Raw genomic sequence first — 12,287 nt, forward strand, 5'->3', positions numbered from 1 at the left:
CGGAAGCGACGTCGGCAATTCTTAGCGGCAGCAAAAAGCTGTGGCAAAGGTGTGACGTACTATCCACGCTAGTGGACAAGGCCGGGTGCAATGTCCGATTTGGTCGCCCTGTCCCCGCTCACATGGCGTTTATGTGTCCACTACCCGACTTCGTAAGTGATCTGGGTCCTATGCGGGGGCTCACATCGAGGGTGAAACCGAATCACGATGTGTTGCTCCAGCAATTCATAGGGTGAGGGCCTGTTGCCCAGGCCCTCACCCCCTTGAATCAGCCCTCGTCGGGGAGGATCAGATGGACGTCCCCGAACTCGTGCCACAGATAGCGGAGCCGTAGCGCCTCCCTGTAGCTGCAGCTCAGCGCCGCTCTTCCGGCGATCGCCTCCAGCATCAGCAGATGCGACGCCTCCGGCTCGTGCAGCCCGGTCAGCAGTCCGTCCACGGCGCGTACCCCGCGCCCCGGCGTGACCACCACATCCGTCCAGCCCGCTGCCGCCCGCGCCACACCCTCCGCGTCCACCGACGACTCCAGCGCCCGCACCGCCGTCGTCCCCACCGCGACGACGCGGCCCCCGCCTGCGCGCGCCGCGTTCACCAGCCAGGCCGTTGCCGCAGGTACCTCGAAGCGCTCCGGATACGGCGGCTCGTACGCCTCCGCCGACGCCACCCCTGTGTCCAGCGTCAGCGGCGCGAACTGCACACCGCGGCTGACCAGCTCCGCCACCAGCCGCGCCGTGAACGGGCGCGCGGCGCTCGGCATCTCCGCCGACCCCGAGCCGTCGCGGCTCGCAAGCGCGAACACTGTCTGATACGCGGACAACGGCTGGTCCTGCGCCGTGTACCCGTACCGGATCGGCCGGCCGTACCGCTGAAGCAGGCCCGGCACCGCCACCGAGACCGACGCCCACCACAGCCGGTCCGCTCCGGGGGTGAGCGGCTCGTCCAGCACCAGGTGCGCGCCGCCGGGAAGCCGTACCACCGCACCGCGCGGCCCGCCCGGCCTGGGCGTCGTGCTGCCCGCACCGTCCGGGCGGCGCAGCTCCACCGCCCACCGCCCGCCGCCGGACTCCGTCTCCGGCGACCTCCGGTCCCGCGTCGAGAAGTGCACGACGACCGCCGCGCCGTCCGCGGCCCGCCCGTTGACGGCGGCCGGCATCGTCGCCGACGTGTTGACCACCAGGACATCACCGGCGCGCAGCTGCCCGGGCAGGTCCGGGAACCGGTGATGGGTCACCCGGGTCCCCCGGGAGACCAGCAGCCGTACGTCGTCCCGCCCCGCCCCGCGTACCTCGGCCGGCTCCTGCGCCGAGAGCTCGGCGGGCACCCGGAGCGAATCCAGCACGGCCCCTCCTTCCCGCACCGGCCTCACCGGGTACCCAGCAGAGCCTGAGCCGCGTACCGGCCACTGGCCGGGCGCTGCTCGAGCAGCCGCAGAAACCCCGGCGCGACGGACTCGGGCGACGGGCGCGGATCGTCGTCGTCCGGCACGGCGGCCGCGTACAGATCCGTCTGCATGTCACCCGGGTCCACCGACCACACCCGCACCCCCGGCTCCTCCACCGCGAGCACCGCGGCCAGCTGGTCGAGCGCCGCCTTGGACGCTCCGTAACCGCCCCAGGTCCCGTACGCCTCCGCCGCCGCGTCCGAACTGATCGTGACGACCGTGCCGGCCGACGACGCCCGCAACAGCGGCAGAGCCTCCTGCACGAGACCCAGCGCGGCCACAACATTGGTCTCGAACGCCGTCCGCAGACCGTCGAGCGGCAGCGCCTCCAGCGGCACCAGCGGCTCCGCACCCAGTGCACTCGCATTGCTCACCAGCAGATCGATACCACCGAGCGCCCGGGCCGCGGCGACCAGCCCGGTGCGGTGCCCGGCATCCGTGACATCCCCGGGCACGGCGATCACCTGGGTCCCGAAGGCGCCGGCGTGCTGCGCGCTCTCCTTCAGTACGTCCCCGGTCCTGGCCCCCAGCACCAGATCCCAGCCCCCCTGTGCGAGGGCGGCGGCGAGCGCCCGCCCCAGCCCCTTGGACGCCCCAGTGATCACCGCAACCGGCATGATGTCCATCCCCTCGTCGTGTCGATGGACCCAACGTAGGAACGGGACCCGGCACCCCGCCTCGTGCTCGGGACCCCACCGGGCACGTCACTTCGACCTACATCCCGAGTCCCGGCCGGGTGCCGTCCCCAGGTCGATACGGACTGTCACACCACGCCGGTACCGTGAGCTCATGAGTCATCGACCGAGCTCCGGCCTGGCCGCCGTGAGCACCGCGCTTCTCGCCATGAGCAGACATCTCGAGGTGCGCGACGTGCTGAAGACGATCGTGGCCTCCGCCCGTGAGCTCCTGGACGCCGAGTACGCGGCACTCGGCGTGCCCGACGACCACGGCGGCTTCGCCCAGTTCGTCGTCGACGGTGTGAGCGACGCCCAGTGGAAGGCGATCGGGCCGCTCCCGCGCCAGCACGGCATCCTCGCCTCGATGCTCCACGACGCGAGGCCCGAGCGGCTCGCCGACGTCCGCGAGGACCCTCGTTTCGAGGGCTGGCCGGCAGCCCACCCCGAGATGTCCGATTTCCTCGGACTGCCGATCAAGGACGGCGACGAGACCATCGGCGCACTGTTCCTCGCCAACAAGCGCTGCCCGCGGCCCGAGGGCGGCTGCGGCTTCACCGAGGACGACGAGGACCTGCTCGGGATCCTCGCCCAGCACGCCGCGATCGCCCTGACCAACGCCAGGCTGTACGAGCGCAGTCGTGAACTCACCATCGCCGAGGAGCGCTCCCGGCTCGCCCACGAGCTGCACGACGCGGTCAGCCAGAAGCTCTTCTCCCTGCGGCTGACCGCCCAGGCCGCGGCGGCCCTGGTCGACCGCGACCCGGGCCGGGCCAAGGGAGAGCTGCAACAGGTCGCGACCCTCGCCGCGGAGGCCGCCGACGAGCTGCGCGCGGCGGTCGTCGAGCTTCGCCCCGCCGCCCTCGACGAGGACGGCCTGGTCGACACGCTGCGCACCCAGATCCAGGTCCTCGACCGCGCCCACACGGCCAAGGTCACCTTCGACAGCCGTGCGATACGGGCCCTGCCCGCGCCCCAGGAAGAGGCACTCCTGCGCGTCGCCCAGGAGGCGCTGCACAATGCCCTGCGCCACTCGGAGGCCGACCGGGTCGACGTGGTCCTGGTCCGCCGAGGACAGGGGGCGGTGCTCAGCGTGACCGACAACGGCAGGGGATTCGAGCCGAGGACCGTCCGCAGGGCGGGCCGCCACCTCGGACTCGTGTCCATGCGGGACCGCGCGAGTGGCGTCGGCGGCACGCTCAGTGTGGAATCGGCGCCCGGCAAGGGCACCACCATCGAGATGGAGGTCCCCGGTGGCTGACAAGACGATCCGTGTGCTGTTGGTCGACGACCATCAGGTGGTCCGCCGCGGGCTGCGCACCTTCCTCGAGATCCAGGACGACATCGAGGTCGTCGGCGAGGCGGGGGACGGGGCCGAGGGTGTCGCGCGTGCCGAGGAGCTCGGGCCGGATGTCGTCCTGATGGACGTGAAGATGCCCGGGATGGACGGTATCGAGGCCCTGCGCAAACTGCGTGAGCTGGCCAACCCGGCCAAGGTGCTGATCGTCACCAGCTTCACCGAGAAGCGCACCGTCGTTCCGGCGCTGCGCGCCGGCGCATCCGGATACGTGTACAAGGACGTCGATCCCGAGGCGCTGGCGGGTGCGATCCGTTCCGTGCATGCCGGGCACGTCCTGCTGCAGCAGGAGATCGCGGGCGCGCTGCTCTCCGACGACGATCCGGCGGGCAGCACGGGCCGCGGCAGCACGCTGACCGAGCGGGAGAGGGAGGTGCTCGGACTGATCGCGGACGGCCGGTCCAACCGGGAGATCGCCCGGGCGCTGGTGCTGTCCGAGAAGACGGTCAAGACGCACGTCTCGAACATCCTGATGAAGCTCGACCTGGTGGACCGCACGCAGGCGGCGCTGTGGGCGGTCCGCCACGGGCTGACCAGCTGACCAAGGGGTGTGCGGAGCGTCACGCTCCGATCAGAGATTCATACTGTCGGGTGTATGTCACCCGTTCAGCGCATCCTGATCGGCTCCGCGCCGTTCTCCATGGCGAGCTGCGGCAGTAGGCCGCAGCGATGTTACGGAGGATGACGAAGATGATGAATCTGAGGAAGGCCGCTGCGCTCACCATGATCACCGGATCCCTGGTGGCTGCCGGCGCGGGAGTGGCGTCCGCCACCACTGGTGGCGCCCACGCCCACGGCGAGGCCGTCCACTCGCCCGGTGTTGCCTCCGGCAACCTGGTACAGGTCCCGGTCCACGTCCCGGTGAACGTCGTCGGCAACACGGTGAACGTGATCGGCCTCCTGAACCCGGCGTTCGCCAACGCGGGCTTCAACGGCTGACGTCCCCCGACCCCAGGGCGCTGCCCTGGGCCCTGCGGGGGCACGCCGCCCCTGCGGGGCGCTCCACTTCCGTGGGGCCACCGCTCCTGCGGGATACGGCGCACCGGCGGGCTCTGCCCCGGACCTGCGACGCACGCTCCCCCGGACTTCGTCCGGGGGCTCCAACGGGGCTGGATTGTGGCTCTGCTGTCGCTTGCAGGCCGGGCCGGTTTGCAAGCGCAGCGGCACATCCAGACGGTCCGGAGGCCGTCCCGGGGCGCGGGGCGCAGCCCGGTCCGGGACAGGGGTGCCTGGCTGTTCCGGAATCCGGCCGACGGCACGACGGCGGCGTCCGTGCCGTGCACGAGGCGTTGCTGACATCGGTGACCCTCGACGAGCAAGGGGTCGACATCGGTGCCGACGCCGGCCCTGCCCAGGCGGGTCCGGACACGCACTCCCACAGCCGCCAGGCCGGAGAGGGACGGCGGCGCCGAGAAGGGCAGAGGCCCGCCGTCGGCACAGCCCCGCCTCACCGCTTCGGTGCCGCACCGGGCCGAGACTCGGCGCCGGCCCGGGCCGCAGTCTCAACCGGCGCCCTGCCCGGACCGCAGGCTCGGCCACCCGGCAACCCGAGCGCCGCCCCGGGCTCGAGGCTCAGCGACCCGGCCACGGGCACACCACCCCGTGCCCGGCCGCAAGCCTCACCCCCGCTCACGCTCCTCCACGTACGCGTTGTACGCCGCCACCTGGGCCCTACGCGCCACCCGCTCCACCGGCCGAAGAGCCTCCCCCCGCGCCGCCATCTCGGAGGCACTGACCGCACCCCCATGGCCCTTCTCGTACGCCACCGAGACCAGCAGCCCGATCCGCTGCGCCAGCTCCAACACCCGTACCGCACGCGGCGGATAACCCGGCGCGAGTGTCTCTCCGGGCCCCCGCGCCGCACGGGCCCGGTACGCGTCCACCGCCGCCTCGGCCACCGGCCCCGACGCCGCGACATCCAGTCGCGTCAGCGCGGCAGTCGCCTCCCGCAGCGCCTCCGCAAGCTCCCGCTCCGCCTCGCTCAGCGAGGGCACATCCGCGGGCGGAGCCTCACGCACGGGCAGGCAGTGCCAGACGACCTCCACATGAAGGTCGCCCGCCGGCCCGGCCTCGTACACCTCGGGCACCAGCCCGAACGCGGAGCCCGTCGCGACCACGGCCTCCTCCGCCTCGAGGGCGCGGGCGTTGAACTCCGGCGGCCCGCAGAGCCCCAGCGGATGCCCGGGCGCCGGGAGCGCGACCCGGTACCCGGTCACCCCGAGGCTGCGCAGCCGCCCGAGTGCCAGCGTGAGCCCGACGGGCGCAGCCTCTCCCGGCAGACCCTCCACCCGGTGCACCGCGTCGTCGGCGACGATCGCGTGCACCGCGTCGTCGGGGGATACAAGTCCGGCCAACAGGGCATTTCCCCATGCGGCCAGCCGTCCTGAGCGTGGTTCGGAAAGCATGCACCCAGCCTAGGGACCGGACCGGGGGAAGGGAGTACTCGACCAGTGGCGTAGGTTTTCCCTGGGAGCTGACCCCACCGGTGCACACATGCACCCGAACACCTCAAGACGATTGCATGGGGAGACAACGCGCTCATGAGCGATGTACTGGAGCTGGTGGACGTATCCGTGGTCCGCGACGGACGCGCTCTGGTGGACGACGTCTCCTGGTCGGTCAAGGAGGGGGAGCGCTGGGTCATCCTCGGACCCAACGGAGCCGGCAAGACCACCCTCCTCAATATCGCCTCCAGCTATCTCTTCCCGACCAAGGGCGAGGTGCAGGTCCTCGGCGAGCGCCTCGGCGCCGTCGACGTCTTCGAGCTCCGCCCGCGCATCGGTGTGGCCGGCATCGCCATGGCAGAGAAGCTCCCCAAGAACCAGACCGTCCTGCAGACCGTGCTCACCGCCGCGTACGGCATGACCGCCACCTGGCACGAGGACTACGACGCCGTCGACGAGGAGCGCGCCCGTGCCTTCCTCGACCGTCTCGGCATGACGGAGTACCTCGACCGCAAGTTCGGCACCCTCTCCGAGGGCGAGCGCAAGCGCACCCTGATCGCGCGCGCCATGATGACCGACCCCGAGCTGCTGCTCCTCGACGAGCCCGCAGCCGGTCTCGACCTCGGCGGCCGCGAAGACCTGGTCCGCCGCCTCGGCCGGCTGGCCCGTGACCCGAACGCCCCCTCGATGATCATGGTCACCCACCATGTCGAGGAGATCGCGGCCGGATTCACCCATGTCCTCATGATCCGCCAGGGCAAGGTGCTCGCCGCCGGCCCGATGGAGACCGAGCTGACCTCCCGCAACCTCTCGCTCTGCTTCGGCCTCCCGCTGCTCGTCGAGCGCAACGGCGAGCGCTGGACCGCCCAGGGCCTCCCGCTCGGCTGAACCGCGAACTCCGCTGCAACTGACCTGACTTCGCCCCCTGTCCGGACCGCGACCGGCGGATCTACCATGACCACGTGGACATCGACGCATGGGTGTGGTGGCTGATCGGCGCGGTCGGGCTGGGCATACCGCTCGTGCTGACGGCGATGCCGGAATTCGGCATGTTCTCGGCCGGCGCGGTGGCCGCGGCCGTGGTGGCGGCGCTCGGCGGAGGCACGGTGGCCCAAGTGCTCGTCTTCGCAGCGGTCTCCGTCGCGCTCATTGCCGTCGTACGGCCGATCGCGAACCGGCACCGGGCGCAGAGCCCCCGCTTCGCGAGCGGGGTCGACGCGCTGAAAGGCCGTCAGGCGGTCGTGCTGGAACGGGTCGACGGCAACGGCGGCCGCATCAAGCTCGCCGGTGAGGTCTGGTCCGCCCGTGCCTTCGACACGACGATGACCTACGAAGAGGGCCAGCAGGTCGATGTCGTCGAGATCGACGGCGCCACCGCCGTCGTCATGTGACCGGACCTGGACCGGGATTCGGGTCCCGCCCGGCCGACTCGCCGGCCCAACCCCATCGAACGCGCCACAACCCAGGCCGAGTTCTGGGAAACTCGATCATCGGAATCACCCGGCAGCGAAGGGCACAGGGAACGCGATGCAACCGATCATCATCGTCCTGATCATTCTGGTGGTGCTGGTCTTCATCGCCTTGATCAAGACGATCCAGGTCATCCCACAGGCCAGCGCCGCCATCGTCGAGCGCTTCGGCCGCTACACCCGCACCCTCAACGCGGGCCTGAACATCGTCGTCCCCTTCATCGACTCCATCCGCAACCGTATCGACCTCCGTGAGCAGGTCGTCCCCTTCCCGCCGCAGCCGGTGATCACCCAGGACAACCTGGTCGTCAACATCGACACGGTCATCTACTACCAGGTGACCGACGCCCGCGCGGCGACCTACGAGGTCGCCAGCTACATCCAGGCCATCGAGCAGCTCACCGTCACCACCCTGCGGAACATCATCGGCGGCATGGACCTCGAGCGGACCCTGACCTCCCGCGAGGAGATCAACGCCGCCCTGCGCGGCGTCCTCGACGAGGCCACCGGCAAGTGGGGCATCCGCGTCAACCGCGTCGAACTCAAGGCCATCGAACCCCCCACCTCCATCCAGGACTCGATGGAGAAGCAGATGCGCGCCGACCGTGACAAGCGCGCCGCGATCCTCACCGCCGAAGGTATCCGCCAGTCGCAGATCCTCACCGCCGAAGGTGAGAAGCAGTCCGCGATCCTGCGCGCCGAGGGTGAGGCCAAGGCGGCCGCCCTGCGTGCCGAGGGCGAGGCCCAGGCCGTGCGTACGGTCTTCGAGGCCATCCACGCCGGAGACCCGGACCAGAAGCTCCTCTCGTACCAGTACCTCCAGATGCTCCCGAAGATCGCGGAGGGCGACGCCAACAAGCTCTGGATCGTTCCGAGCGAGATCGGTGACGCGCTCAAGGGCCTTTCCGGCGCCATCGGCAGCTTCGGCGGTCCGCTGGGCGGCAACAACATTCCGCAGCAGGGCGGCGGCACGGAGCGCCGGGAGCAGCCCCCCATCGACTGATGCGTACACACGGTCGGGCATGATCAGTGCGGCCCCTCGACCTTCATGGCGGGGAGGCGGCGAACTGAACATGTGAGGAGATGGCCTTGTCCATCTGGGAAGCGCTTGCGGTCTTCGCGGCGGGTACGGCAGCCGGCACGATCAACACCATCGTCGGCTCGGGCACACTGATCACCTTTCCCGTGCTGCTCGCCACGGGGCTGCCACCCGTCACGGCCACCGTGTCCAACGCACTCGGCCTGATCCCCGGCTCCATCAGCGGCGCCATCGGCTACCGCGCCGAACTGAAGGGCCAGCGCCGCCGCGTCCTGCGCCTCAGTGTCGCCGCAGCGATCGGCGGCCTCGGCGGGGCGATACTCCTGCTGATGCTGCCGTCGACAGCCTTCGAGACGATCGTGCCCGTACTGGTCGCTCTCGCCCTCGTCCTGGTGATCGTCCAGCCGAGGCTGGCCAGGGCCGTCCAGGAACGCCGCGACCGCACCGGCACCCCGAGCCGGCACGCCGACGGCGGCCCGCTCCTGTTCGGCGGTCTGCTGCTCGCCAGCGTCTACGGCGGCTACTTCACGGCGGCCCAGGGCATCATCTACCTCTCCCTGATGGGCACGCTGATCGACGACACCCTGCAGCGCCTCAACGCCGTGAAAAACGTGCTCGCCGCTGTCGTCAACACCATCGCCGCGCTCTTCTTCCTCTTCGTCGCGGACTTCGAGTGGACGGCCGTCCTCCTCATCGCCGTCGGCTCCACGATCGGCGGCCAGATCGGCGCCAAGGTCGGCCGCAGGCTCCACCCCACCGTCCTGCGCACGCTCATCGTCGTGGTCGGCACGGCCGCCATCGTCCAGTTGGTGCTGCGCTGATCACGGCGAAGAGACACGTACAAACACGGGAGCCCGTCTGCACCGGTTCACCGGTGAAGACGGGCTCCCGAACGGGTCACGCGGCAGGCTGCGAGGCCAGCCACTCAGGCAGCGCCTCGCGTTCACCCGACCGCATCCCGAGCAGCATGGCGTCGGCCGGCGACGGCACGAACGGCTGGTGCAGCAGCGGCATTCCGGCCTGCTCCGGCGTGCGGTCCGCCTTGCGGTGGTTGTCCTCGGCGCACGAGGCCACCGTGTTCAGCCAGCTGTCCGCACCACCGCGCGACTTCGGCACCACATGGTCCACGGTCGTGGCGCGCCTGCCGCAGTAGGCGCACCGGTGCTGGTCCCTGACCAGCACCCCCCGTCTCGACCACGGAGCCTGTCTTCGGAACGGCACCCGTACGTATCTGCAGAGTCTGATCACACGGGGCACCGGAAGATCCACGGCAGCCGCACGCATGCGGAGATCGGGATGCTCCTGCTCGACAACGGCCTTGTCCTGGAGCACCAGCACCACTGCACGGTTGAGAGTCACCGTCGACAGCGGCTCGAAGCTCGCATTCAGCACCAGCGTGTCCCGCATCTCGCCCACCTCCGTTCGCCGGCCCGGCCCCGTCGGCGGGCATCGGGCTCGGATCAACTCTGGCCGGGCGCGCCGAGATGGACAACGCAATATCTGTGCCTGCCAGGAGAGTGACCCCCCGGCCTCGGCAACAAAACTGCCCTGCCCTGATCTCTCCAAGACCAGGGCAGGGCAAACTCCAGGCGAACAGTCAGATCTACGCGGGGCCCTCGTACTCGCCGATCAACTGGGCACGGGCGATCGCGTGGAAGCGCAGATTGAAACCCACCACCGCGGGCGAGGCATCCGCGCCGGGCCCGAGCTTCTCGCTGTCCACCGCGTACACGGTGAACACGTAGCGGTGGTTCTCACCGGCCGGCGGAGCGGCACCGCCGAAGTCCTTCGACCCGTAGTCGTTACGGACATGGACGGCACCCGCGGGCAGCCCGTCGAACTTCCCGCTGCCCGCCCCCGCCGGCAGTTCCGTCACCGACGCCGGGATGTCGAAGAGCACCCAGTGCCAGAACCCGCTGCCGGTCGGCGCGTCCGGATCGAAGCACGTCACCGCGAAGCTCTTGGTCTCGGCAGGAAAGCCTTCCCAGCGCAGCTGGGGAGAGGTGTTGCCCGCCGCGTGGACCTGAGCGTCCCTCAGCACCGATCCCGGCTCGATGTCCTCGCTCGCCACCGTGAACGACGGCACCGCAGGATGGAAGTCGTGCGGAAGGGGCGGCCGCTTGAGCTCGGTCACGTCAAAACCTCCGGTTCGGCTGTCTGCTTGTGTCCTGCCGAATGGAGCCTAGAGCCAGTTGCGACGCCCGCCGACATCCGCGAGCCACTGGTTCAGGTATGCCGCCCAGTCGGTCGACTGGAAGTCGTGGTGCCCCACCTTGAATGCCTTGTACGAGTCACTGCTCTCGCTGAACAGCCCCGGCTTCTTGTCCATCTCCAGGATGACGTCCATCTCGTGGTTGTCCGCGACGAACGTCAGCTCGACCTGGTTCAGCCCGCGGTACTGCTGCGGCGGGAAGAACTCGATCTCCTGGTAGAACGGCAGCCGCTGACGCGTGCCACGGATCTGACCGCGCTCCATGTCCGCGCTCTTGAAGCGGAAGCCCAGCTGAATGAAGGCGTCCAGGATGGCCTGCTGCGAGGGCAGCGGGTGCACATTGATCGGGTCGAGGTCGCCCGAGTCCACGGCCCGCGCGATCTCCAGCTCGGTGATCACACCGATGTTCATCCCGCGCAGCTGCTGGCCCTGAATGCTCGTGACCGGCGTCTCCCAGGGAATCTCCAGCCCGAACGGCACCACATGCACCGCACCGGCCTTGACCTCGAACGCGCCGCCGAGCCGCAGCTTGGTGAACTCGATGTCCTGCTTGACCTCCTGGTCACCGCCTTCGACCTCGACGCGCGCCTGCAGACCGACGGACAGCCCCTCGATCTGCTGATCGACCGAGCCGCCCTGAATACGCACCTCGCCCTGGACGACACCGCCCGGCACGACGTTCTGTTCGGTGAGCACCGTCTCGACGGAGGCGCCGCCGGCGCCCAGGCTCGCGAGCAGCTTCTTGAAGCCCATGTCCACTCCTTCTAGGTCCTGACCCCTACTTACGCGTGACGACGACAGTCGGTTCCCCCACTACCCTCGTACGCGATGATCGAGAGCTCCGACCGTACGCCCCTGCCCCGGGCCTTCTTCGACCGCCCGGTACTCGAGGTCGCCCCGGAACTCCTCGGCTGCACCCTGGCACGTCTCACGGACGACGGTCCCATCGAGCTCCGCCTCACCGAGGTGGAGGCCTACGCGGGGGAGGCCGACCCCGGCTCGCATGCCTTCCGTGGTCGCACCCGCCGCAACGAAGTGATGTTCGGTCCGCCCGGACACGCGTACGTCTACTTCACCTACGGGATGTGGCACTGCCTCAATGTGGTGTGCGGCCCCGAGGGCCGGGCAAGCGGGATCCTGCTGCGTGCCGGCGAGATCCGAGTAGGCGCGGATCTCGCACGCAAACGTCGATTCTCGGCCCGTCATGACAAGGATCTGGCCAAAGGTCCCGCCCGCCTGGCCACGGCGCTCAGTGTGGACCGTGCCTTGAACGGGACCGACCTGTGTGCCGGCCCGGGCGCTCCGCTCTCCTTGTTCTACGGCCACCCCCCGAACTCTGACCAGGTACGCACCGGCCCCCGCACCGGAGTCGGCGGCGACGGCGCGCACCACCCCTGGCGCTTCTGGATCGATGGGGACCCGACGGTGAGCCCTTACAGGGCTCATACGCCACGCCGCCGGTCAACTTGACTCGGTTACCCCGGCCGCCTAACGTAGCCCGAGCCGCTTGAACCGGGCCCTGCTGTTCAGCATCCCGAAGCGGCCATCCACTACTCACGACGGACCCGAACGGGTGCGATTTCGGCATGCCGAAATTCGGACCTGAATGACTCGATTATGAGTCGCCTGGGAAATCGGCTAACGTAGTGAC

Annotated in this window: 14 protein-coding genes; 8 read left to right on the forward strand and 6 right to left on the reverse strand. The window is 69.8% G+C overall.

The features are described from left to right. Positions 1-268: 268 nt before the first annotated feature. Together OHS70_RS29175 and OHS70_RS29180 are read right to left on the reverse strand one after the other, a co-directional pair. Positions 269-1,366: an S-adenosylmethionine:tRNA ribosyltransferase-isomerase gene (locus OHS70_RS29175; RefSeq protein WP_328402221.1), complete on the reverse strand. Its 1,098-nt coding sequence runs from the start codon at positions 1,364-1,366 to the stop codon at positions 269-271. Then, positions 1,363-2,058 (reverse strand): SDR family NAD(P)-dependent oxidoreductase, encoded by a 696-nt coding sequence (locus OHS70_RS29180; protein WP_328405977.1) that lies wholly within the window; start codon positions 2,056-2,058, stop codon positions 1,363-1,365. Before OHS70_RS29180 ends, OHS70_RS29175 begins: the two co-directional genes overlap by 4 nt. A gap of 172 nt (positions 2,059-2,230) precedes the next feature. Here OHS70_RS29180 and OHS70_RS29185 point away from each other — a divergent pair, with 172 nt between their 5' ends. The 3 genes from OHS70_RS29185 (at position 2,231) to OHS70_RS29195 (ending at position 4,411) form a co-directional block, all read left to right on the forward strand. Beyond that, positions 2,231-3,376 (forward strand): GAF domain-containing sensor histidine kinase, encoded by a 1,146-nt coding sequence (locus OHS70_RS29185; RefSeq protein ID WP_328402223.1) that lies wholly within the window; start codon positions 2,231-2,233, stop codon positions 3,374-3,376. Next, positions 3,369-4,013: a response regulator transcription factor gene (locus tag OHS70_RS29190; protein WP_328402225.1), complete on the forward strand. Its 645-nt coding sequence runs from the start codon at positions 3,369-3,371 to the stop codon at positions 4,011-4,013. Before OHS70_RS29185 ends, OHS70_RS29190 begins: the two co-directional genes overlap by 8 nt. Positions 4,014-4,162: 149 nt before the next feature. Next, complete coding sequence (locus tag OHS70_RS29195) at positions 4,163-4,411, forward strand: chaplin (RefSeq protein WP_328405979.1); 249 nt, start codon at positions 4,163-4,165, stop codon at positions 4,409-4,411. Between the two features lie 680 nt (positions 4,412-5,091). Here the strand turns inward: OHS70_RS29195 and OHS70_RS29200 are convergent. Beyond that, positions 5,092-5,877 (reverse strand): hypothetical protein, encoded by a 786-nt coding sequence (locus OHS70_RS29200; RefSeq protein WP_328402227.1) that lies wholly within the window; start codon positions 5,875-5,877, stop codon positions 5,092-5,094. Between the two features lie 135 nt (positions 5,878-6,012). On the opposite strand from OHS70_RS29200, the gene OHS70_RS29205 reads away from it, so the two are divergent. From OHS70_RS29205 to OHS70_RS29220, 4 genes are all read left to right on the forward strand, one after another. Then, positions 6,013-6,804 (forward strand): ABC transporter ATP-binding protein, encoded by a 792-nt coding sequence (locus tag OHS70_RS29205; protein ID WP_328402229.1) that lies wholly within the window; start codon positions 6,013-6,015, stop codon positions 6,802-6,804. Between the two features lie 74 nt (positions 6,805-6,878). Then, positions 6,879-7,307 (forward strand): NfeD family protein, encoded by a 429-nt coding sequence (locus OHS70_RS29210; RefSeq protein WP_328402231.1) that lies wholly within the window; start codon positions 6,879-6,881, stop codon positions 7,305-7,307. A 136-nt stretch (positions 7,308-7,443) separates the two neighbouring features. Then, positions 7,444-8,388: an SPFH domain-containing protein gene (locus OHS70_RS29215; protein ID WP_328402233.1), complete on the forward strand. Its 945-nt coding sequence runs from the start codon at positions 7,444-7,446 to the stop codon at positions 8,386-8,388. Between the two features lie 86 nt (positions 8,389-8,474). After that, positions 8,475-9,245, forward strand: coding sequence for a sulfite exporter TauE/SafE family protein (locus OHS70_RS29220; RefSeq protein ID WP_328402235.1), 771 nt, complete (start codon positions 8,475-8,477; stop codon positions 9,243-9,245). A 76-nt stretch (positions 9,246-9,321) separates the two neighbouring features. Here OHS70_RS29220 and OHS70_RS29225 read toward each other — a convergent pair whose 3' ends face one another. The 3 genes from OHS70_RS29225 to OHS70_RS29235 form a co-directional block, all read right to left on the reverse strand. Further along, a complete protein-coding gene (locus OHS70_RS29225) occupies positions 9,322-9,831 on the reverse strand; it encodes an HNH endonuclease (RefSeq protein WP_328402237.1) in 510 nt (169 codons plus the stop codon). A 196-nt stretch (positions 9,832-10,027) separates the two neighbouring features. Continuing rightward, positions 10,028-10,558 carry a YbhB/YbcL family Raf kinase inhibitor-like protein gene (locus OHS70_RS29230; protein WP_328402239.1) on the reverse strand — a complete coding sequence of 177 codons (531 nt, stop codon included), beginning with the start codon at positions 10,556-10,558 and terminating at the stop codon, positions 10,028-10,030. Between the two features lie 48 nt (positions 10,559-10,606). Continuing rightward, entirely contained in the window at positions 10,607-11,389 is a 783-nt protein-coding gene (locus tag OHS70_RS29235) for a sporulation protein (RefSeq protein WP_328402241.1), read from the reverse strand. A 75-nt stretch (positions 11,390-11,464) separates the two neighbouring features. On the opposite strand from OHS70_RS29235, the gene OHS70_RS29240 reads away from it, so the two are divergent. Next, positions 11,465-12,106 (forward strand): DNA-3-methyladenine glycosylase, encoded by a 642-nt coding sequence (locus OHS70_RS29240; protein ID WP_328402243.1) that lies wholly within the window; start codon positions 11,465-11,467, stop codon positions 12,104-12,106. Positions 12,107-12,287: the final 181 nt, after the last annotated feature.

The sequence above is a fragment of the Streptomyces sp. NBC_00390 genome, assembly GCF_036057275.1.
GTDB lineage: Bacteria > Actinomycetota > Actinomycetes > Streptomycetales > Streptomycetaceae > Streptomyces.